This is a genomic window from Nostoc sp., assembly GCF_036917275.1.
GTDB lineage: Bacteria > Cyanobacteriota > Cyanobacteriia > Cyanobacteriales > Nostocaceae > Nostoc.
The window spans coordinates 20,455-43,866 of record NZ_JBALDF010000013.1 but is presented as its reverse complement, the minus strand read 5'-3'; the positions used below and the strand labels follow the sequence as shown (position 1 = coordinate 43,866).

At 42.1% G+C, this 23,412-nt stretch carries 18 protein-coding genes and 2 pseudogenes; 9 read left to right on the top strand and 11 right to left on the bottom strand.

All coding sequences use genetic code 11. From position 1 onward, the window contains the following. The first annotated feature begins 318 nt into the window (after positions 1-318). Complete coding sequence (locus tag V7K35_RS05670; RefSeq protein WP_335077089.1) at positions 319-690, top strand: hypothetical protein; 372 nt, start codon at positions 319-321, stop codon at positions 688-690. Positions 691-1,252: 562 nt separating this feature from the next. Here V7K35_RS05670 and V7K35_RS05665 read toward each other — a convergent pair. The 4 genes from V7K35_RS05665 to V7K35_RS05650 form a co-directional block, all read right to left on the bottom strand. Next, positions 1,253-1,615, bottom strand: a complete 363-nt coding sequence (locus V7K35_RS05665) for a hypothetical protein (protein WP_335077091.1) — start codon at positions 1,613-1,615, stop codon at positions 1,253-1,255. Between the two features lie 592 nt (positions 1,616-2,207). Next, positions 2,208-3,401, bottom strand: a complete 1,194-nt coding sequence (cobT, locus tag V7K35_RS05660) for a nicotinate mononucleotide-dependent phosphoribosyltransferase CobT (protein ID WP_335077087.1) — start codon at positions 3,399-3,401, stop codon at positions 2,208-2,210. Between the two features lie 69 nt (positions 3,402-3,470). Continuing rightward, the gene (locus tag V7K35_RS05655; RefSeq protein WP_334794583.1) at positions 3,471-4,208 is read right to left on the bottom strand and encodes a DUF2232 domain-containing protein; all 738 of its coding nucleotides are present in this window, start codon (positions 4,206-4,208) and stop codon (positions 3,471-3,473) included. A 10-nt stretch (positions 4,209-4,218) separates the two neighbouring features. Further along, the gene (locus V7K35_RS05650; protein ID WP_334794584.1) at positions 4,219-4,920 is read right to left on the bottom strand and encodes a Crp/Fnr family transcriptional regulator; all 702 of its coding nucleotides are present in this window, start codon (positions 4,918-4,920) and stop codon (positions 4,219-4,221) included. Between the two features lie 562 nt (positions 4,921-5,482). Here V7K35_RS05650 and V7K35_RS05645 point away from each other — a divergent pair. After that, the gene (locus V7K35_RS05645) at positions 5,483-9,508 is read left to right on the top strand and encodes a hypothetical protein (protein ID WP_335077085.1); all 4,026 of its coding nucleotides are present in this window, start codon (positions 5,483-5,485) and stop codon (positions 9,506-9,508) included. 413 nt (positions 9,509-9,921) lie between these two features. Next, positions 9,922-10,575, top strand: a complete 654-nt coding sequence (locus tag V7K35_RS05640; RefSeq protein ID WP_334794586.1) for a sugar transferase — start codon at positions 9,922-9,924, stop codon at positions 10,573-10,575. A 21-nt stretch (positions 10,576-10,596) separates the two neighbouring features. Here the strand turns inward: V7K35_RS05640 and V7K35_RS05635 are convergent, their stop codons facing one another. The 6 genes from V7K35_RS05635 to V7K35_RS05610 form a co-directional block, all read right to left on the bottom strand. Next, the gene (locus V7K35_RS05635) at positions 10,597-11,433 is read right to left on the bottom strand and encodes a carbohydrate ABC transporter permease (protein WP_335077083.1); all 837 of its coding nucleotides are present in this window, start codon (positions 11,431-11,433) and stop codon (positions 10,597-10,599) included. 4 nt (positions 11,434-11,437) lie between these two features. Then, the gene (locus tag V7K35_RS05630; RefSeq protein WP_335077081.1) at positions 11,438-12,040 is read right to left on the bottom strand and encodes a 5-formyltetrahydrofolate cyclo-ligase; all 603 of its coding nucleotides are present in this window, start codon (positions 12,038-12,040) and stop codon (positions 11,438-11,440) included. Between the two features lie 73 nt (positions 12,041-12,113). Then, positions 12,114-13,058, bottom strand: a complete 945-nt coding sequence (locus tag V7K35_RS05625) for a GDP-L-fucose synthase family protein (RefSeq protein ID WP_335077080.1) — start codon at positions 13,056-13,058, stop codon at positions 12,114-12,116. A 23-nt stretch (positions 13,059-13,081) separates the two neighbouring features. After that, positions 13,082-14,161 carry a GDP-mannose 4,6-dehydratase gene (gene gmd, locus V7K35_RS05620; protein ID WP_334794590.1) on the bottom strand — a complete coding sequence of 360 codons (1,080 nt, stop codon included), beginning with the start codon at positions 14,159-14,161 and terminating at the stop codon, positions 13,082-13,084. A gap of 506 nt (positions 14,162-14,667) precedes the next feature. Further along, positions 14,668-15,426, bottom strand: a complete 759-nt coding sequence (locus V7K35_RS05615) for a sugar transferase (RefSeq protein WP_334794598.1) — start codon at positions 15,424-15,426, stop codon at positions 14,668-14,670. A gap of 112 nt (positions 15,427-15,538) precedes the next feature. Beyond that, positions 15,539-16,681, bottom strand: coding sequence for a glycosyltransferase (locus V7K35_RS05610; RefSeq protein ID WP_335077078.1), 1,143 nt, complete (start codon positions 16,679-16,681; stop codon positions 15,539-15,541). A gap of 277 nt (positions 16,682-16,958) precedes the next feature. On the opposite strand from V7K35_RS05610, the gene V7K35_RS05605 reads away from it, so the two are divergent. The 3 genes and pseudogenes from V7K35_RS05605 to V7K35_RS05595 all read left to right on the top strand — a co-directional run. Beyond that, a complete protein-coding gene (locus V7K35_RS05605) occupies positions 16,959-17,897 on the top strand; it encodes an NAD-dependent epimerase/dehydratase family protein (RefSeq protein ID WP_335077076.1) in 939 nt (312 codons plus the stop codon). A 221-nt stretch (positions 17,898-18,118) separates the two neighbouring features. After that, the gene (locus V7K35_RS05600; RefSeq protein ID WP_335077074.1) at positions 18,119-18,994 is read left to right on the top strand and encodes an SMP-30/gluconolactonase/LRE family protein; all 876 of its coding nucleotides are present in this window, start codon (positions 18,119-18,121) and stop codon (positions 18,992-18,994) included. Between the two features lie 27 nt (positions 18,995-19,021). Beyond that, positions 19,022-19,244: pseudogene (locus tag V7K35_RS05595) on the top strand (IS4 family transposase); the annotation flags it as partial. 221 nt (positions 19,245-19,465) lie between these two features. Here V7K35_RS05595 and V7K35_RS05590 read toward each other — a convergent pair. Beyond that, on the bottom strand, positions 19,466-21,640 hold the full coding sequence (locus V7K35_RS05590) for a DEAD/DEAH box helicase (RefSeq protein ID WP_335077072.1): 2,175 nt from the start codon (positions 21,638-21,640) through the stop codon (positions 19,466-19,468). Positions 21,641-21,844: 204 nt separating this feature from the next. On the opposite strand from V7K35_RS05590, the gene V7K35_RS05585 reads away from it, so the two are divergent. The 3 genes and pseudogenes from V7K35_RS05585 to V7K35_RS05575 all read left to right on the top strand — a co-directional run. Next, positions 21,845-22,282, top strand: coding sequence for a DoxX family protein (locus V7K35_RS05585; RefSeq protein ID WP_335077070.1), 438 nt, complete (start codon positions 21,845-21,847; stop codon positions 22,280-22,282). Between the two features lie 22 nt (positions 22,283-22,304). Continuing rightward, the gene (locus tag V7K35_RS05580; protein WP_335077068.1) at positions 22,305-22,871 is read left to right on the top strand and encodes a DUF2808 domain-containing protein; all 567 of its coding nucleotides are present in this window, start codon (positions 22,305-22,307) and stop codon (positions 22,869-22,871) included. A gap of 3 nt (positions 22,872-22,874) precedes the next feature. Further along, a pseudogene (locus V7K35_RS05575) lies at positions 22,875-23,291 on the top strand (FAD-dependent oxidoreductase); the annotation flags it as partial. Positions 23,292-23,412 lie beyond the last annotated feature (121 nt).

The window sequence follows — 23,412 nt, the reverse complement described above, 5'->3', positions numbered from 1 at the left end:
CGCATCCGCAAATGTCTGGATGCCTTTGATTGTTTACGGGACGCCATAGAGCATGTTCTACAACTTTCGTCCTAACAATACTGGCGATTGCTATAACTCAAATTAGCGAGTTTTTCGGCGAATAACTGCCTAAGCATTAATTTTTCCCAATAAATTTCCTTAGTGCTGCTTGTAGTAAATATTTACTTATATTTAGAAGTATTGATTTAAATGTCACATTTTCCCCAAAAATTATCAATACTTAAATAATTCATAAGTATTGTTAAGATTGGGAGTAAATTGAATAACATATAGAAAATGTACGGATAAAGGTATTAAATGGAGCTATTACAGCAGCAGATCCTAACTTTAAGCAAAAAACTGGATGCCCTATGCCAAGTAATTGAGCAGCTTGATGGTAAAGTCACTCAAGCTTTCTCAGAGTGTTCTTTAGCAAATACACAAGCAAAGGATAATTATCAGGAAAATCACGTGGCTGGAGCCTACCAGTTCAAAGGACGTATCAGCTTAAATCCAGAAATGGAACACAAGGATGTATTGACAGATGGCATTTATCTAGACATGCATCGTCAATGCGGAGATAACATAACACCAGAAATTCAAATACAACGACTGACAGCACAATTAACAGCAGCATACAATCGCATTGCTGCTTTAGAAGAACAATTACTTAGAGAGAGAATTCATTAAATTTAACCTAAGTTTAACGAATAAAAAAAATGGCTGGAGGTAGGAAACACAAGCCTTTAGGTTCAATGTCGAGTGATGGCTTTGTGGGCATATATTAAGTATTAGGACTTACGGACACTCTACGAATTCTCGGCGCTTTTGGCGTCTTGGCGGTTCGATAAATTAAGCTTTTTGGCAATTTTTGCGTAAGTCCTAAGTATAAGCAACTAATCCAGCTATCAAATTGATAAAAAAGTGAAACATACTCTTACATATATCTATGTAATAGTGTGTTCAATAGTTGGTATTTGTTTGATATGTAGCTGCATCAATTTCTTGATGATTAGAAGTCGCCAATTTTTTCTTCCCTGGAAGCGTAAAAGCCCTAGATGCAGCGCTCAGTCATGTTCTCCGATTATCATATTTTGATTGCCATTGTTTGCGATGCGATCGTTCTCCTACGCCCCTGAACAGTTACTTTTGGAAGTCCCCAAAAGCTTACTACTTCAGCTTTGTAGCAACTTAATTCCTTATCTTTTTTTGGAAATCAGCGAACTGACCGTTGATAGAGCGCTAATCGTGATTAAACAACCATAAAATTATTGTTGGTTAATGACAACCCAGCAGACAGTTGTGCAAATTGTACCTGAGTAAACGTACCTGCACTACCATCTCGGTCAAAGTATAATGAACCTGTAGTGCTATTGTAGATAAATCGGTCTTCGCTAGTGGTTGCAGATGTTTCGAGAGTAAACTGATTTTTCTGAAGTGAACCTATTGATAACCCGCCACCAAAACCAGTAGCCGATATCTGAATCAGTTCATTAGTCGCGTTAAAGTCATAAATCTTATGAACGCTTCCATAATTGAAAATATTATTAAAAACAAAGGTATCAGTACCAGTTCCTCCATAGAGGCTATTATTACCGTTGCCACCGATGAGGATATCGTTCTTGAGGATTACGAATTTTTAATAGACCTCTTGCAAAAATCCTTGAATCACCCCTCCCCAACCCTCCCCTTATGAAGGGAAGGGGAGGGGGCAAGATTTCAAGTTTCCCCCCTTTATAAGGGGGGATTAAGGGGGGTCTATTCGACTTATGCAAGAGGTCTAATGACGATTCTCCTTTTTATTTGCCTGCAAGTAGTATTTATCCAACTATCTCGGCCTATCTCCGTTTTAAGCACTGTCCAAATTTCTGAGGGTGTGGATCAGAAAAACAACTAGTTTCAGGCTAATTTCAAGCATCCTTCCTCAGTAGCGTTGGCAAGCATTTGGCGTAGATATCGCTACTGATGAAGAGTTGGATGTACCAACGCAAGGTATCTCTGACAACCCTACAACTCTACCTAAAGGTATATTGCCAAAAGGTAGTTATAAAATTACTTCCTTTGAAAACTCTGAGTTGATTGGGTTCAGTACAGCTTTGCATAAAATGGTAGCGTTTTTAAACGCACAGAGAAGTATGATCCTAGAAAACCTCCACTTATAACTTTGGTAGGGGCGCAGAGTCCTGCCAAATTTAATTCGCTACGAATTAATCAAATGCTGTACTTAGCCGTTCAAGTTGGGCTTCAATCGCTGCCAAAAGTTGGCTTTGCTGCCAATCTTGGCTAAGATGGGCGGCTATACAAGCGGCTCCAGCACCCATACCTTCTTTTACAAAGCCTTGCTCATAAGCTCTCAGTTGGGGATAACGAGAATCAGCAAAGCTCAGATGAGTTGCTAGTAGGGGAGGGATTCCTCCACTCTGAGTTAAGCTGCCTTTTCCTAAGTTGAGAGCTAAGTCAACCGTAGCCCCAGTAGGATCTTCTGCCACCCAGCGGGTTGTGCCTACAACTACTGCTTCTGGTTGCCATGATAAAGCGTAAGTTTGAGCGATCGCACTTATCAGCGCATAAACCGCCAGCATTTGCGTCCCACCAGCAAGCATTACACCACAACTACGACTAGCAGCGATCGCCATCCCAGCTACCACCACCTGCATGGGATCACCCACAGCAGCAACGAGTTTTAGAGGATCTATAGAATTTTTGATTTTAGGTTGCACCAAAGGTGCGCTGACAGCGCAACTTGGATTTTGGATTGGAGATTGGAAGTTTATCTCTCCCTGCTCCAGCCCAGTTTGCACTAGTGCCCACTTTTGCGCGTGGTTACAAACAGGGTGGCTACTGTTAACTTTTCCGGCAGCTTCTATACCCAAACCAGTTAAAATTGCCAGGGCAGTTGTAGTGCCTCCAACCACGCATTCACCGACAATCAGATACCCCTGTTTGATATTGGTAGCAAGACGTTCTCCCCAAAGTAACCCTTGTTCAAACAAATAATGTACCGTTGTGATTTCCATAGCAGCACCTCCACTTAAACATCTAGCAGGAGCGCCACCTAAATCAATCACTGGCACAGCAGGAGGCTGAGGTAAACCAGCATTAAACAAATGAACTGGTATCTTTAGTGACTCCAAAACAGCGCGAGAAATCAATACAGGTGAAGCCCCAGCCGTTAATGGTGGTAGGGGATATTGCGGCTTATGTTCTGGGCCGTAATACAAAAACTCGGCATCGGCACAAGCAGTATATTTTCGATCCTCTGGAGTCCGACCAGCCGCTGAAATTCCTGGAATTAAACCAGTTTCAGTAAATCCTAAAACACAGGCAAATACGGGTAGACAACCACGATACCGTCGTAGCCATTCTTCACCCTGTTCTTCTTGGGTATAAATACTAATCATTTAAAAAGTTAGGAGTTAGGAGTTGTGAGTTAGGAGTTTAACTCATAACTCCTAACTCGCAATTGGTCACTATCCTTCATAATCCATGAGGACTTGCACCCAGCGTGGTGGACGGGGAATGGAATTGCCCAGGCGGTCAAAAAGAAACGATGCTGCCAGGTGTACCACAAAAAGATAGATAAAGTTGTTGAGTACAATTAGAGCGATCGCTCCCACTTGAATCAAAAATACACTGGGACTCGCCAATAAACTCAGCTTCAAAAATACCCACTCAATGAATTCAGTCACCTGGGTAATCACATAAATCCACAGGTCTTCACCTGACAAAACAGACAGCAACCACAGCCGAAAAAAGACTCCCAAAGTACCCAAAAGTGTACCCAACGTGATAGAAACAATCCAGGGAACACGACGATACCACGTCGCCCCCAAAAGCACGCCCATGAACCCGTAGGGCATGACAAACAGCAAACTGCGGGCTGGTCCCATCAGTACCGTCAGCAGTAACCCGGAGGTGAGTGCTGCCATCCATGCCGCCCGCTTGCCCCAACGCAGATAAACTAGAGCGATCGGCACCGGAAAAAATATCCGTAAAACTGGCCCCAAGGGAAAATAGAAATTAATAAACCAAATCAAGCTAGCGGTACTGGCTAAAAATGCCGTTTCCACCATTCTCAAGGGCGCATCAGCCTTGAGTTGAGGAGGCGTTAATTGCTGTTCTTTATCTAACCAATGATTGCGGGGAGTTGGAGATTCAGGGGATGGATCTTCCTGCGGCTCATCTGGCAGAGAATCTAAAATACTCATATCTGGTACTTTACACGATCATTCTTTCCAAGGCTGACAAATCGGGAATACAAATATTGTCTTGATCCCGTTTAATCAACCCTTTTTTTTCTAGCCTTGTCAATACTCGTGTGACAGTTTCCCGCGCCAGTCCGCTCAAACTACTCAATTCCCGATGAGGTAAATTGGGGATTTCGGTTCCTGTTTGCCCTTTTTTTCCCTGTCCTTCTGCCAAAAATAGCAACGTATCTGCCACTCGTGACTGGCTATCAGATTCCCGCAACCGCAATCGGCGATTTACTTGCCGCAAACGTCGTGCCATTAGTTGCGCTAATCGAACTCCCGCCAAGGGTTCTATCTGAAGTAACTTGATAAAATCCTGAGCAGGCATACTGCCAATTATTGTCGGGGCTAAGGTAATCACATCTGTCGATCGAGGTACTTCATCTAGCGCCGCCATTTCACCAAACAATTCCCCTTTGCCAAGAATATTCAGCGTTACCTCTTTTCCTTCCAGATTGTAGGTGCGAATTTTTACCCATCCGTCCATAATAAAATACACAGAACCACCCCAGTCATTTTCCAGGAGAATCACCTGATTGGCTGGGTGAGTGCGGGTGACAAGATGAATGAGGGCTGATTCCACAGCAGTTTTTGGCAACCCTTGAAAAAAGGGAGCCGATGTGATCATCCAGGGATGAGCCTGTGCTTGCAAGCTATATCGGTCTTCCATTACGACATCTTTATTCAAGCTGCTATGTACACACAACAAACAAGAGCGCCATTTTATATCCTAAGCTATCATTGCACAGCCCCCTTTCAAAGGGAAAACTAACTATGCTACATAAGAAAGCGACAAGAACGTTTTTATAAATAATCTTTACCTATAAGTTTAAATGGGGTAAAAGTTTTGCAAAAAGTAGTTTATAGCCGGCGGTTGTATTGCTTAGGGGCTAGCTGCACTGCAAACTTGATTAGTTAAGAATATAGGCAAACAACATTAATGATACTAAAGGGAGTAAATTATTGCTCAGGTATTTTAGCAATTTTCAAAAATAGGCAACCAATGACCTGCAAAACTAAGCTTCTTAAACAAATGCTGACTGAAGATTGCCACGACTCCCAGTAATCCATAACATAATGAAAGTCACAAATCCAAGCAGCGGCTTTTGCCACTCAAAACTTCTCCTATGGTCGATGCTACGTGTAGCAAGATCCCCACAGGAGTAAGGGTACGGTGATTGGAAAGGAATTGTTACATTAGTTAACATACGTTTTTAGGTAAGGTGATAAAAGTGACTTCCAGTGCAGATGAAATTCAAAAACTGATCGCAGACATTGACAACTTACTTGCCAGCGCTGGTAAGCGCCTGTCTAGATTTCTGCCTGGTCAGACGCAAGAGCCTAAAGAGGTTCTAGAGCGAATTCGCAACTTCTTGGTAAGGCTACAAGAAAAAGAAGCATTAGAGAGCGGCATCCCAAATCAGTCTTCTGAAGAACCGCCATCGCCTTTATTAACAAAATTTATTGATCATGGTTATAACCAGTATGCACTACCGCCGCTCGAATTCAGTCAGGAAGAGAGTAGTGTTGAGGTAGGACAATTAAAAAGTGAATTTTCGAGCTTGATAGAGCCATTGCGATCGGAATTAGAATTGCTCTTGCAAGAGCGAGCCAGTCTCATCCAGGAAATTCGCCAGCTAGAACAAAAGCGTTTGCAAAACTACTCTCTAGCGCAGCAGTTGACAAATCAGGAGCAAATAATTACCGAGTTTTTACAGGTACTCATGAGTCGCCTTGTGCCAACTTTAACGCCACTGACAGCACAGACGGGGGAAAATTCCACCAGTTCTTTAGGAGGAATTAATCACGCAACCTCTGGAACTCAACCTTTATTAGAATCTCCAGACCGCGTGCAGCAGTTAACCCAGCTGGCCAGAGAGTTGGATCAACGTTTATTATCGCTAGATGGAACGGTGAATGTAGTCTTTGAGGCACTACAGCGCAACATTAATACTTATGACGAGTCGCTGTCGCAAGCACTGGCAAGAATGCATAGCAAGGGAATGCAAGGCGAACAGTTGATGACTAGTTTTCTCAACAATTTCACCCAGCATTTGCAGCAACAATCCCCTAGTTCCCAGCCATCTTTCCTTGGGGGAGAATCTGAGACACCACCATCATTGGCAAACCCAGCCGAGATCAGTACTGAAGTTGCGCCCCAACCCTTGGAGCCGATCCAGCCAGAAACTTCATCTTCACCCACAATTAATTTTGAGCAACAGGATACTACCCTCACAGAGGATTTAGATGCAGTGCTGTTGCAGCTTGGCTTAGACTCGTCTCAATCTTCTGAAACCCCGACCGAATTACCGCAAGATATTTCTGCATTAATTGGTGATGAAGTAGACCAGCTTTACGCCAGTTTGTTTAGTACTGGTGATGTTAATAACCCAAGTCTTGAGGTTGTCACAAATGACTTATTTGCTTCCCCAGCCTCCCCATCAACGTTGAACATCGCTGAGAGTCCACCTGTGCCTGCAACCGCGGATTCTGCGGTTATGACACCAGAAATGGATTTGTTGGATCTGAGCAACACTCACCCACAAACAACTCAACAGACTCCAGTAGAAACCACAAATTCATCAGAACCACAGTCAGAACCACTTTTTGAAGAGGATACTGAGCTAGACTCGCCTCTTCGCAACTCTGTGCCACAAACAGACAGTTCCTTGTTACAACTCGACACTCAGCCAGATAGTGTTGATACAATTAATACCCTAACTGAGCTATTGGCTGATGCAGGTAGTGATCAGCAACTGCCGGAAGTATCATCTTCTGTGGATAATGCGACAGCTACAGCACCAGTTACTCCAGAAGTAGCAGAAATTCCGTTGGCAAAGGCTATAGAAGGTATCGCCACATCGGAAGTATTAAATAACGATGAGCAGCCAGAACCGTTTTTAGATAACTACATTGCTGCTTCACCGCAAGAAAACTTACTTTCTTTAGAGTCAAACCAGGCTCAAATCTTACCTGATATTTCCTTAGATGAAGAACAGTTGCAACAATTAGATCGGGATTTGGCTAATTTTGATCAGCAGCTAAATTCTGAGTCGGAGCCAGCTATAAACTTGGATATTTTCTCCGAACTAATTGCTAAAACTCAAGACCCAATCCCCACAACTTCCCCTGAACCGCAAACAGAAAATATCCAAACAGCAGAAAACACCTCAACTGTTGCTTTCTCCAGTTTGGTAGTTCCCCAGGTAGAAACTGAAAAAAAAAAGGAAGTCACAACTCCTGTTCAAGACAGTTCTTTACCTTCAATTTCCGACTCCATCACCAATCCAGAAGTTTCGCTTAATGTTCTAGAATCAGTTTGGTATTTAGGAATTGATTTAGGTACAACAGGAATTTCTGCCGCATTATTAAATCGCTCGACTTTTGTTGTACATCCTATCTACTGGTCAGCAGAAAATCAGCCAGGAACAAGTTCCTTTCAGCAATCATTTCGTTTACCAACAGAGGTCTATCTGCCTACAGCTTCTGTACCCCACAGTGAAAATGAAAGTATCGAAACACATGAGCAGATAGCGCCTGCGGCTGTTGCTCAAGATAAAGTGCCTGACCACTCAGCTACCACTCCGGCAACACCTAGATCAACAGCAGATCCGACGAAAAATAATCTTTACTCGGCGCAGTTGAAGCCCTATTTACAAGTAGCCATTCCCTACAAGAGTGAACGGCAAAAATGGGAACCTGTTTTGCAATTAAATGAATTTTCGGCAGGGCCTTTGATTTGGGTTGTGCGATCGCTCTCTAAGCTACTATTAACCCTCAAATCCGATCAGACTAGTACCACCCCTAGTTTAAGGGCTGCTGCTGTTGGGATCAGCGAACAAAATTTTCCGCAGATTATCAATAATATTGCTGGTGTGATTTGCACCTGCCCATCTACCTGGTCGGAACAATACCGCTTTAATGTGCGGGAAGCTTTGCTCACCAGCAAACTCATCCAACATCCGCAGCAAGTCTTTTTTGTGGAAGAAGCGATCGCTAGTCTACTCCCGGAACTCGATGCTGCTAATGGTGAGCAAATAAAATTAAGCCAACATCAGGGTTCTCATCCGGCGAAAACCAGCGAACATCCCATTGTTGGCAACACCCTGGTGATTAACATTGGGACAACTGCCACAGAAATGTTGCTGGTAGATATACCAGAAACATTGCTGCAATTGACATACAATGATTTCATGCTCCACAGTTTTGCCTATGCTGGCAAGGGAATTGAACAAGATATTATCTGCCAGCTGCTATTGCCACCCAAATCTCGGCAATCACGCTCTCAAACACAAAGCGAGCGCAAAACTATTACTAGTAATCCTTGGCAATGGCAACCATCAATTCCCGGTTTAGACCAAATGCGTTGGCAGAGTTTAGGGTTGGAAGAATTAGAACTACCTAGAGTCGGGGAACCAGATATCACCGCTCGGATTCGCCTCCAACAGCGTCTAGAAAGTTCTCTGCTGGGACAGGCAGTATTGGATGCCGCACTTGCCCTAAAATTGATTTTGCAACACCAAGACTCTTTTACCCTGGAATTGGCCGATCATCAGTGGATTTTGCAGCGACGAGACTTAGAAAGTCAGGTATTTATCCCGTTTGTGCGCCGCCTGAACCGAGAACTTAACAAGTTATTGGTAGCTCGTGGCATCCCTACAGAAGCAATTAATCAAGCGATCCTGACTGGTGGAGTGGCTTGTATCGGAACGGTAAACCGCTGGTTACGGCAAAAACTCCCCAACGCTAAGATTATTCAAGATTTATATCTTGGCGAAAACGGCGCTCCCAATTGTAGTCGGGTTGCTTATGGATTGGCGATGCTGCCTCTGCATCCCCAAATATTAGATGTACCCAGGCAACAATACACTGATTATTTCCTGTTTACAGAATTGCTGCGGCTGCTACCAGATCGACCCTTATCTTTTGGTGAAGTTATCCAGTTATTTGAGGGTCGTGGGATCAATACTCGCACTTGTCAGCAACGGCTGCTGGCTTTTTTGGAAGGTGAACTGCCTTCGGGTTTGATACCTTCAGTTACAGAATCAACCTGGCTCACTCAGGGTTCACAAGAAAATCCTGACTATCAGGCGATCGCTACAGCCCCACTTTTTGAAAAACAAGGGAGTCTCACTTATCGTCCCAATTCCCAACAACTGTTGTCTTTGCGTCGCTACTTAGATGCAATTAAGGCTAGTAATCAGCAATCATTGGAGGAACCATATACGGTGAATTTCGCTTTAGAGGTTGATCATTGAGACTAGTTGATCACAGTGTAAATAACGATACTACTCAAAATTAAAAATGCTTGTGAGGTAAGCATTTTTAATTTTGAATTCTACAAAGCGGTATTATTACTTCAGGACAACCTGCTTTCTAAAAATTTCCCAGCTACAATGCGTAATTTTCTGAGGAAAACTACTGTTTACCTAGAAGTTATTGGTTGTGAACCATATCAGTATTCTTTATGGAAAAATACTGGAAATTTATAATTTATCATCTTAATTGAAAGATTCTGTAAATTTTGAGTTTTCGGTTTTTTTTTGGTCTGATTTTTGTGTATGTTAACACTCAGTAGAAATGGTCAAAGCAGTAAAAATCGGATCAACAAAATTATGTCCATGTCTACACTACTGATACAAAAAGTCCTGTTGTAGATAAGTTAGCCCTTGTGAATGAACTTTATCTTTATTCAGTCAATTGCTCACAACAGCCCTTGCATCCCTCAACTGTAAGTGTGGCTAAACGATTAATTGACATTATCGGAGCCATTGTGGGGCTGATGATTACATTTTTAATAACAATTATCGTAGCAATTGCTACCGTCATTCATCAACCAAGTCCAATATTTTATTCCCAAATGCGCTGCGGTTTGAACGGAAAAACTTTTCGGATGTGGAAATTCCGTTCTATGATCGTCGATGCCGATCAATTCAAGCATTTGGTCGAAAATCAAGCCAAAGGTCACATCTTTAAATCTGTTGACGATCCTCGGATTACTCCTGTGGGTAAATTTTTGCGGCGTACTAGCTTGGACGAATTTCCCCAATTTTGGAATGTTCTAGTAGGGGACATGAGTTTAGTTGGTACTCGTCCACCGACTCCTGATGAAGTCACGCATTACGATCCACATCACTGGGATAGATTGCGAGTCAAACCAGGTATTACCGGAGAATGGCAGGCTAATGGTCGTTCGAGCATCAAAGACTTTGAAACCATTGTCAAGATGGATATAGATTATCAACAGAAGTGGTCTGTAACTTACGACTTGAGTCTGATTGTTAAAACTATCTGGGTAGTATTAAAAAAGACTGGTGCTTATTAATTTGCTGCTACTTGCACCCGTTTAACCCTTGACCCCGCTACCAGTTTCCGTAGGTACAATGTAACGTTGTAAAAACAAAAATAGTAATAATACTGGGGCGATCGCAATCACTGAACCAGCAGCTACTAACCGCCAGTCAAGGGAAAATGTACCGACTAGCTTTGCAACTCCCAAGGGAAGAGTGTATAAATTTTCGTCTTGAATGACAATTAGAGGCCACAAAAAGTCACTCCAAGCTCCAATGAATACAAAAATAGCTAAAGTTACCAGTGCTGGGCGAACTGCTGGTAACATCACATGCCACCATAAACCTAACTCCGAACTGCCATCCATTCGGGCGGCTTCTTCTATTTCTTTGGGGACACTCATGAAAGCTTGGCGCAACAGAAAAATGCCAAAGGCAGAAGCTAAACTCGGAAAAATCATCCCTAAATAAGTATTTATCAAACCCAACTGGACTGTCAAAATATAAAGGGGAATCATCACGATTTGGAAGGGAATCATAATCGTGGAGATTATCGCCACAAAAATCCAGTCTCGCCCGACAAACGACAATCTTGCCAACGGATAGGCAGCTAAAGCGCAAAACAGCAGATTTAAGCCGACAGTCAGCACTGACACCAAAGTACTGTTATATAAGTATTGTCCAAAAGGTAGAGAGTTCCAGACACTAAAGAAGTTATTTAGTGTTGGTGAGGTAGGCAACAACTGTGGCGGCGACTGAAAAATATTTTCCGTAGGCGATTTCAAAGCTGTGCTAATTAGCCATAGTAACGGGAAGAGCATCACCAGTGCGATCGCTCCCAATAGCGCATACATTAGCAGAATTTGCGATCGTGATTTTTTCCAGTTCAGCATTTGATTAATAAGGGAAATTATCTTTTCTGAAAATTAAATTATGTCTCACCACAAGCTCCGTATAAACAGCTTGTAGTGGTTTATCCCAAGGCTCAATAGGTATTTGGGACAAATAGGCAAAATCAAAGACAATTCCAATAGTCGGCTTTGTCTGCCACTGCGGTAAACTGAGCAAGCGATCGTAATATCCGCCGCCATAACCCAAACGATATCCTTGATAGTCGCAAGCTACACTGGGGACGAGAATCAAATCTACTTCAGCAGCATCTAATATTGGAGCGTCGGGGTGCGGTTCAGGAATGCCATAAGCGCCGCTTTGGATAGAATTGTTAGGCTGCCAAATATGCCAACGTAGGGATTTATCAACGCAGCGAGGAAATCCCCAACGGTATTTGCTGTCTGTAAATAGTGGACTGAGATCAGGCTCTTGGCGAAAGCTGAAATAAGCGAGTATTGTTTTTGCTTGGCTGAACAAAGTAGAGTTTTGTAAATGAGAGCAAATGCCATCGCTTTTTTTTCTCCACTCTTGAACGCACATTGATTGACGTGTTTTGAGTAGAGTGCGGCGTAGTTCTGCTTTATTTAGTTGATGATTAACTATGTCCATGAAAATTTATAGTGTCAAACAAATAAGCTGGGCATTGCCCAGCTTATACCACCCTACATTCACCAGTACATCGTTATGCAGCGTGTTGACGATACCACTCAATCGTATTCTTTAACCCTTCTTCAAAGCCCACCTGAGCTGTGAAATTAAAGGCAAGCTTTGCCCGTTCAGTATCTAAACGGCGGCGAGGTTGACCATTAGGCTTATCAGTTTGCCAGACAATTTCACCCTTAAACTCCATCAATTCGCAGATTAGAGTTACTAAATTAAGGATGGAGATTTCATCACCTGTTCCCAAGTTAACTGGTTCCGATTCGTTATAAAATTCAGTCCCCATAACAATCCCCCGCGCTGCATCTTCTGAATACAGAAACTCACGGGTGGGACTACCATCACCCCAAACTGGAAGTTGCTTTTCTCCCTTAATTTGGGCTTCGTGAACTTTGCGAACTAATGCTGGAATGACGTGGGAACTTCCAGTGTCAAAGTTATCTTCTGGGCCATATAAATTCACTGGCAGTAGGTAAATTCCATTAAAACCGTACTGCTGGCGATAAGATTGCAATTGGACTAAAAGTGCTTTTTTAGCAATTCCGTAGGGGGCGTTGGTTTCTTCTGGGTAGCCATTCCAAAGATCATCTTCTTTGAATGGCACTGGAGTGAATTTAGGATATGCACAGATTGTGCCAACACAAACAAATTTTTCTACTCCGGCTTGATAGGCAGCGTGAATTAGCTGGGTTCCCATGATCAAGTTATCGTAGAACAACTCTGCGGGTTTTTCGCGGTTCAGACCGATGCCACCGACATGAGCTGCTAAGTGGATAATTATGTCTTGTTGGTCAACTGCACGTTGGCTATTTTCCCAGACACGCAGATCACAATCGCGCGATCGCACTATTGTAATCTTCTCACGATCAGCCCCTGCTTTACCCAGTTTATCTATCACCTGACGACCTAGAAACCCTGACCCACCAGTGACGAGAATGCGTTTATTTTTTAATTCTAAGGCGGTCATATTTTTATCCTCTGTGGTGTGAATCAGAAGTGCAAAGCGCCCAGTTGTTGACGAATAGTTGCAATATCATGTTGAAATTGCGAACCATTTCCATTAGGTGAAGTATGACCCAATGCTTGTAAGTCTGCTTCCACCATTAGGGAAACTAATTCTTCAAAGGTTACTGATGGTGTCCAGCCCAACTTCTGCCGTGCTTTGGTAGAATCGCCAATCAATAACTCTACCTCAGATGGACGCAGGTAACGCTCATCAAACTCTACATAATCTTGCCAATTGAGATTTACGTAACTAAATGCCAGTTCCAAAAACTCTCGCACCGAGTGGGTTTCACCAGTAGAAATTACGTAATCGTCTGGCTGGTCTTTCTGCACCATCAACCACATTGCTTTGACGTAATCTTTGGCATAGCCCCAATCTCGCTTGGCATCTAGATTACCCATGTAAATTTTTTTCTGCTTCCCAGCAACGATACCAGCCACAGCTCTAGTAATTTTGCGGGTTACAAAGGTTTCACCCCGTCTTGGTGACTCATGGTTAAAAAGTATGCCATTACAAGCAAACAAACCATAGGACTCACGATAATTTACAGTTTGCCAGTGGGCATAAACTTTCGCACAGGCATAGGGACTGCGGGGATAAAAGGGTGTTGTCTCAGTTTGAGGTACTGCTTGTACTAAACCGTACATTTCAGAAGAACCCGCCTGGTAAAATCGCACCTGAATTCCGGTACGCTGTTGGTAGTCCCGAATTGCTTCTAACAGACGCAGTGTCCCCATTCCTACAGCATCTACTGTGTATTCTGGTGAATCAAAGCTGACTCTGACATGGGATTGAGCGCCCAGGTTGTAAATTTCTACTGGCTTGACGTCTTCTAAAATACGCCGCAACGTCGTACCATCTGTCAAGTCACCATAATGAAGAAACAACCGCACTCCGTCTTTGTGGGGGTCTTCGTAAATGTGATCGATGCGGTCTGTATTGAAGGTAGAAGTCCGGCGAATAATGCCATGAACCTCATAACCTTGTTCCAGTAAAAACTCACTCAGATATGAACCATCTTGACCAGTAATACCAGTAATCAACGCTCGTTTCTGTTGCGTCATCCTCAATTATCCCCTATTGTCTTTGATTAAAAAGTTACAGTCAATCTTATACAACCTAGCAGCTAATTGCTGAATTGCCTAATGGGAAACATACGATTTCTTGTTATTAGAAGACTTTTTCCATAAATAAATATACTTAATAAAAATTAATTTAACACGTTATATCAACCTTAGATAAATGAAGATTGTTTAATTATGTATATTTTTTCTTTTACCAGATAGATGAAAATTCTGTAGTATATACATTGTTTTTTGTCAAAACTTCATATATCTCTAGTTTTGTGAAGACTGAATAAAATAAATATTTTAAATTAAACTTTTGGCAAAAATCTGAATAAAAGCAAAACGAGCCACAGATGCACACTCAGAGAAGTCTGAGTTAGGTAGAACGGCATAAATATAGATAAATAACTATATAAACAAAGATAAATATTGGTTTAGTTTTACGGTGATAATTGGTACTTAGGGGCATTAACTGTGCCACAGAATCGACCCTAAGTACTTACTCAATATGCCCCGTTATTTTTGGGCAGAATGACTACATCAACAGTTTTCAAGATAATCCATAAATCAAGCCATAAATTCCTAAATTTGACATAATGCAGGTCTATTTGGACTCGCCGAGGATAGGGAATGTCATTACGCCCAGACACCTGCCACAAACCAGTAATTCCTGGACGGATTGTTAAAATCTGATCAATGTGACAACCGTATTTTGGCAGTTCTTCTGCTACTAAAGGTCGGGGACCGACTACACTCATGTCCCCTTTTAAAACGTTCCAGAACTGGGGAAATTCGTCTAAGCTAGTAATTCGCAAAAATCGACCAATTTTGGTAATCCTGGGGTCTTGTTTCAGCTTAAAACTGCTTTCAAATTCTTGTCGCAACTGGGGCGATGTTTCCATCATTTGCATGAGGATTTCGTCTGCATTGCTCACCATTGTTCGGAATTTAATACAATTAAACGCCTTGTAATTTTTCCCTACCCGTTCCTGGACATAAAAAATTGGACCTTCAGAACTGAGGGCAATCAGCAAAGCCAAGATTAAGTAGACGGGGAAGAACAAAATTAACACTGACAGCGAAAACACTATATCGAACAGTCGTTTGACAAACTCTCCGTTTAAACCCTGAAAAGATAAACCTTTAGGTTTAACTTTTGGCGTCTTTGTTTTTTGACCGCGTTTTAAGAAAGTACGCGTAGACGCTCTAGTGTCTTGCCGTACGCCTCGCTTGCCGGAGAGGAGTGAGCTCTGGGCAGTCATCATACTCCTTAATAATCCACACCACACATAGTCCCAATATTAAAGCCAAAATGAGGTTCTTCTGGGGGGAAATTGCCAAAAGCCTAAAAAAATAAGACATTAACCAACATCATCATTCCAAAAACGGTCTTTTTTCGTTGCACTTGTTTACAAAATCTAGATAACGATCTGCAAAGATTTGCGGTGAGAACTGCGCGGCGTGCGATCGCATATACTCGGAACTGAACGAACCTTCATACATTTCAAACTTTTCTACTGCCTCCACCAAAGCCGCCTCTGTTTGCGTCTTGAAAAATATACCTGTCCCTGTATCCCCACAAGAGCGAATATCTCGCACTGTTTCTAGAGCACCTCCTGCACCGTAGGCAATCACCGGCGTGCCACAGGCCTGTGCTTCCACTAGGGCAATACCAAAATCTTCACAAGCTGCATACACAAACGCCTTAGCCCTAGACATATATTTTTTTACCACATTATCGGGTTGCCATCCTAGTATTTGGATATTGGAGTTTGCCATATCGCGAATCTTTTTCATTTCATCTCCTGTACCAATGACTACTAATGGTCGTTTTAGTTGATTAAAAGCCTTGACAATCAACGATACTTGCTTATAACTCACTAATCGAGAAACTGTCAGGTAAAAGTCCTCTTTCTCAGACAGAAATGGAAATTCCGCAATATTCACTGGTGGATAAATGACTGTTGCTTCTCGCCGATAGCAACGCCAAATCCGCCGAGCTGTATGTTGCGAGTTGGCAATGAAGTAATCAACTCGATTGGCACTTAATACATCCCACTGGCGCAAACGATGTAATAAATATCGCGTCACCCACCCAGGTAAGCCACTACCGATTTTGCTGTGGCGCAGATAATCAAAGGTCAAGTCCCAGGCATAGCGCATAGGGCTGTGACAGTAACAAATATGCATCTGTTCGGGAGTGGTAAGGATTCCTTTGGCAACAGCGTGGGATGAAGACAAAATTATGTCATAATGCCGCAAATCAAGTTGTTCAATTGCCAAAGGCCACATTGGCAAGTATTTTTGTATACCGTTGCGAGCATAGGGAAAGTTCTGGAGAAACGTCTTGCCAATCTGACGCTTATATAAATAACTTTCTCTATTGCTGGATTCAAAATCGATGAGGGCATACAAATCAGCATCAATATGATTCAAAATTTCTCGGACAACGAGTTCTGAACCACCGGTGGCTTTGGGTGTCAGCCACTCATGAACCAGAGCATATTTCAAGGGCACAGCTAACTTGAATAAATGGAAAATACAAAGGTCAACTTGATGAGGTTAACTGAAAAGTTTCCCCGATTAATTAACGGGAAGCGCCGCAGATTAGCACATAAGACGAATCTTTCCCTCAGAGGTTCCAGATGGATGCTGCAACCTGATAACCTCAAATTGGGGATTGGGCATTGGGGATTGGGGATTGGGCATTTTTATTCTTCTTTTGCCCTTCTGCCTTTTCCCCAGTCCCAATTCCCAATCCTTTGACGACAACTGACATAGGAATGGGGAATTTATGCGAATTCTAATTATCGGTGGTACTCGGTTCATTGGTGTCTATTTGACTCAACTACTAGTAGAACAAGGACACGAGGTGGTGCTGTTCAATCGTGGGAATCGGCCAGCACCTTCTTTACAGAGAGTAGGACAAATTATAGGCGATCGCACGGATGTTACCCAATTAAAAGCAAAGTTATCACAAGAAAATTTTGATGTCATTTTTGACAATAACGGACGGGAACTTACTGATACTCAACCATTAGCAGAGATTTTTCAAGACCGGGTGCAACATTTTGTGTATATGAGTTCTGCGGGCGTGTATCTCAAATCTGACCAATTGCCCCATGTAGAAGGTGATCCAGTAGATCCTAAAAGTCGCCACAAGGGTAAACATGAAACAGAAGCTTACCTGACTCAATTGGGATTGCCCTTTACCTCTATTCGTCCTACTTATATTTACGGTCCTAGTAATTATAATGAGTTGGAAGGTTGGTTTTTTGATAGAATTGTGCGCGATCGCCCCATTCCTATCCCCGGAAATGGCTTGCATATCACACAGCTAGGTCATGTAAAAGACTTAGCAAAGGCAATGACTCAGGTTTTGGGTAATGAACAAGCAATAAAACAGATTTATAACATCTCTGGCGATCGCTTTGTCACTTTTGATGGTCTAGCCCATGCTAGTGCTGTAGCTGCTGGTAAATCACCTGATGCTGTAAAAATCGTCCATTACGACCCGAAAAAGTTTGATTTCGGCAAGCGCAAAGCTTTTCCGATGCGAGTGCAGCATTTCTTTGCTTCGGTGAACAAAGCGCAAACAGAATTAAACTGGCAACCTGAATATGATTTGATTTCTGGGTTACAAGACTCTCTGGAAAATGATTATTTGGCTAATGCAAAAGACAAAGCCGAAGTAGATTTTTCTGTAGATGAGGAGATTTTACAAGCTGTTTAACAACAAGATTCCTGACTTCTCTAAAAAGTCGGGAATCTGAGCCTTAGTCAAAAGATAGAATCTTTTATTTTACTTTAGAAAGATGCAATTCCTCACGTCTTTAGTTTTTCCTTGAATAGGAAGGAAAATTTTTACTGTTGTGTATTGGTAAGGCAGAGGTTAACGGATTGCATCAATTTCACTGAAATTATTTTCTATAAATGGTGTTATTAGGTGATAAGATGAACGAGTTGCAATATCCCCTCCACAATGTTCTAGAAGCCCGTGCCCGCTTAGGTGAAGGCCCCATCTGGGACTCTACCCAAAACCTCCTGTACTGGGTCGATGTTTATAACCATCGGGTGCATCAGTTTCATCCTGCCACGGGGAAAAACAGCTTTTTTGATGTTGGAGATGTCGTCGGTGCGATCGCAACAGCAGGTGCAGATAGATTAATTATGGCGCTGCGTGATCACCTGGTATTCCTCAATACTCAGACAGGTGTAGTTACCCCCATCTTGGAAATTGAATCAAATCTGCCAAATAATCGCTTTAATGATGGCAAATGCGACTCTCAAGGCCGCTTTTGGTTTGGCTCAATGTCTTCTTTGGAAAAACCTCATGCTAGCCTCTATCGCTATGACAATGATGGTTCATTGCATGTGATGGAAACGGGATTGACTGTCTCTAACGGTTTGGGGTGGAGTCCTGACGAAAAGACGTTTTACTTGACAGATTCTCCCCATAAAAAAATATACGCTTACGACTTTAATTCAGTAACAGGAAATATTAGTAATCGCCGTATTTGTGTTGATTTAACTAATGAATCCTTCTACCCGGATGGTTTGACAATAGACAGTAAAGGAAATATTTGGTCAGCTATGTGGGATGGATGGTGTGTGATTCGTTTCAATCCCAAAGGTGAAGAGATATTGCGGATAAAGCTACCTGTGCAATTGCCAACTAGCTGTACTTTTGGGGGCGAAGATTTGCAAACACTTTACATTACCACTGCTTCAGTTGGACTCAGCCAAGCAGAGATCGAAAAAAGCTTCTCCTCTGGTGATTTGTTTGCTCTCCAAACTGATGTTACTGGATTACCTACTTATGGTTTTTAGGAATTATATAGCAATCCTATAGCGTAACCTCTGCAAAGCGGCTTTTATCTATCGTGGATTTACCCATCGGGAAGATTACGAAAAAAGGGTTGTCAACCGCTCATAGTAAGGGTTATTGAATATACTCTTGAGCATCCAGAAAACCCTAGTGAACAAATCACATACCGATTGATTACTCGCTTGTTAGATATTGAAAAATTCCCGGCAGAATTATTAGCTAGAGAATATCATGACTCGTTGGGAAGTAGAACCTCGTTTCTAACCTCTGGCTGGAAATGCTCTTCAATTGCGGCTCTGCCGCAAGTCTTGAGGCGGAGCCTCTCATAGGCATTCCCAGTCAGAGACTGGGAACGAAACAAACGAGACAATCTCTAAAAGCTCTTTCTATACTCGCTTTTACGTTAATTTAACACCAATGAGCATTGCTGTGCCTCTACCATGTGTTTCATCCAGAGGAATTTGTGCTCTTGTTCATTCTCTCCAGAGTGCCACTTGCTGTTTGAGTTCTCTGATATCTAAATAATCGCTAGCAAAAGCTTTCCGTAAAAGTGGATGAGGAATAAATTGATCATACTTTTGAATTTCCGGTGCTTCTGAACTATTGACTAAATCTTCTGAGCTAATTCTTTGTTCACATAAGGAAGCAATTTCATGATAAAGATATTTAAATTTATCCTTGCCTAACTTAATTATTAAATAATAGGGATTTACTCCGCCAATACTTGTAATTTCCAACGATTCTCGACAGTGGGAGTTGAGTAATCTTTCTAAGGTGCGATAAGCAACCGTACCCATCCACGGAAAAATGCAGCATTTACCTTTTTCCAATTGTAATATATTTTGTTTATCTAATCCAACCTGCTGCACCAATTGGCGAACTTGACGTAAACGTTGCAAAGCATTTTTTTGCAAGTAACTATACTCGACATTTTCAAATAAAACTTGCTGCATTCGTTGCAGAACTTTGCTATGAATAGTGCCACCACTACCACGCCAATAAATACTAGCTTTCCCCTCGGCTTGTTTAACAAAAATAGCCTTCTTTTTAAAGTCAACTTCTACGACTTCCCAAGTTCTCCCAGCTAAAGCAAATTGATTGCCAACAGCAGGCGGCGTGACGATACTACCAATTTCCGTTGTACCTTGCTTAACAATATATTCTTGCTGTTCAGCAAAGACAGCATAAAACTGAAATTTTCTCACAACCTTTTCTCCTGCCAAACCCAGGATTAATTTACCTTGTTCAGTATGCTGAATATGACCAATGTCAATTAAATAGCGGAGCAATAATTGGAAGTTTTCTTTGGAAATAGCAGCAAAGCTTGACAGATTAAAAATTTGTTTAGCTAGGGCATTAGGTGAAATTTCCCCCGTTGCTGTTAAAATACTCATTGTTTGGTGATAAAGCAAACTCAAAGGGTATTTAATCGGTCTAATTGGTTCAATCCATTGTTCCTCTAAATAAAGTTGAATAATAGCGATAGACTGCAAAAGTTGCCAGGGGATTTGCTCTGGTAGAGATGCTTCTGATAATGGTTTATCTTCAGCACAGATAAAGCGCATATCGGCAGCTTCACCTCTTCTGCCACTACGTCCTAAGCGCTGTAAAAAGCTAGCTACAGACAAGGGTGATTCTAACTGAATAATTCGCTCTAAATAACCGATATCTATGCCTAATTCTAAAGTCAGTGTGGCGGCAGTAACAGCTGGATTGTTGGGTTCACGCATCGCATTTTCAGCTGCTTGTCGCAAGCTAGCAGATATACTCCCATGATGCACATGATATATATCTGGTAGTTTTTGTTCTGTGGCAATTTGTCGCAAAGATGCGATTACAGATTCGGTCTGTGTGCGATTATTAGCAAATATCAGGCATTTGCGAGATTTGCTGAGGTTGAAAATATATTGTTCATAAGCTGTTGTTTCTGATTCATCTACTTCATCAGTAATATAAAAATGTTCTACAGCTAATTTGATTTGGCGTTTTATCCCGTCAATTTGCGGTGTAATTACTGACTTCTCTGTTCCAGAACATAACCAAGTTTCAGCTGTTGAATAATCACCCAGAGTCGCCGATAAACCAATACGGCGCGGTTGTTTTTGTGTCAACTGTGTTAAACGTTGTAATTGGGAAATAATTTGACAACCGCGTTCTGAACCCATAAAGGCATGAATTTCATCAATGATCACAAATCTTAAATCACCAAATAAGTGAAGTAAATCGTTATTTTTGTTGATTAACAAACTTTCTAGAGATTCTGGTGTAATTTGGAGAATGCCTTGAGGATTCTTTAAAAGCTTATTTTTTCGATTTTGAGAAACATCACCATGCCAGCGCCAAACTGGAATATCTGCTTCTTTCAGTAAGTCGTTGAGACGCTCAAATTGATCATTAATCAAAGCTTTAATTGGACTAATATATAATACTCCTATAGTTGCAGCCGGGTTGGCATGTAATAAAGTCAAAACTGGCAGAAAGGCTGCTTCTGTTTTACCCGCAGCGGTTGCAGCAGTAATTAGCAAATGAGCATCAGTGTCAAATATAACTTGGCAAGCGGCAATTTGAACTGGACGCAATTCAGTCCACTGGTGATGATAAATATATTCTTGGATGAAAGGTGCAAGTCGGCTAAAGGCATCGCTCATATTTTTTATGAATAATTGTTAGCTATGTGAGCATTAAAGAATCGCTCACATAGCTGTAAGATGTGATGGGCAATTAGATGAATCTCTGGACTAAGTGGTTTCTTAGAAAATTTTGCCGATTTTTACTCCTATTGACTCAAGACAGATTAACATTCATAAACCAAACTGAAGTAATAGGGACAAGTATATAATCAGGCAAAACCGATGAATAAGTATAAGGAAATATTACGTGTCGTCCTTGCTATATGCATCATTGTGGTTGGAGCGACACACTTTATTATTCCAGAACCTTATGTCAAAATTATGCCACCGCAACTTCCTTACCCTTTAGGGTTAGTTTATCTCAGTGGCTTTTATGAAATTTTGGGTGGTATCGGCTTATTAGTCCCGCCTGTAAGTCAAGCTGCTGCTTGGGGACTTATTGCTCTTTTTATTGCGGTTTACCCTGCCAATATCAACATGGCGGTTAATCATATTAAGTTAGAACATATACCAAATTCACCTTGGGTACATGTAATCAGGCTTCCCTTCCAAGCAGTTTTAATTGCTTGGGCTTGGTGGTACACGAAATCTTCTAATTCGGAAAAACAAGCTTCTATCATTCCTAAGTCACTCATTCCCAAAGAACTAAAATTGAAATGAGTGCGTTTTTTATATCTGAATCATGCGTGTTGCAACTTTGTTTGGGATAACACTCTCGTTAGGAATAAGCATTGCAGGAGTTGCCATTCCGGTGACTCAAGCTGTGCAGCTTAGAGATGGCATAGTCTACTTTGTCCAACCGCCGAAACTTGTTAACGCGACAACTACTTACAAAGATGTGAATGTTTGGGGCGCAACTTATTATTTTACCATTAACCTGCCCGATAATGCTGGAGAATCCCTCCAGAAGGTAACGATCGCCCAGAGGGAGGGATCAGAAAACATCCGCTACGATCTTAATGATACCTACGCCTTTGTCGGAAAAAGCAATCGCAAAGAAACGCGACTTACACTAGGCGCAGTCACCAGCGAACGCAAGACACGAACAGTTACTGTGAACTTTGATCCACCTGTGACTCCAGGCCAGACAGTCACAATCGCCCTCCGCCCTGTGAAGAATCCGAGCTTTTCTGGTGTCTATTTACTAGGTGTGACAGCGTTCCCAGTGGGTGAAAATTCCCACGGACAATTTCTCGGCTTTGGACGGTTTCAGTTTTACAGCAATGGTAGAAGCTGGGGGTTTCTATAGGGTGCATTCCGTCGTTTGGGTTCTGAGGTGGTACTTTTCTATAGCGGTTCTCATCTTCTCAATAAAGAAGACGTTGAAGCTGCTGAAATTCTCCAAAAGGTTTTGATTAGCGAAGGAATTCGCGTGGTACTAAATTCCAAGTTGGAAGAAGTGGTAACAGTTACTCAGGGGAAACGGCTTTACTTTTCCTCCAATGGTCATCGAGATTCGGTAACAGTAGATGAAATTTTAGTATGTGCGGGGCGATCGCCAAATGTGGAAGGTCTGAATTTAGAAGCAGTGGGGGTAAAATATGATCAGCGCCAAGGTGTGAAGGTAAACGATTATCTCCAGACGACCAATCCCAAAATTTATGCAGCTGGTGATATTTGCATGAACTGGAAGTTTACCCATGCTGCTGATGCAGCGGCGCGGATTGTTGCATAAATCAAAAATAAGAACCCCACCCCGCCAAAGCTACGCTTTGTCTCCCCTCCCCTTAGCAAGGGGAGGGGTTGGGGGTGGGGTATTAAGGACTTTTGCAGGAGGTCTAGTGAACAGT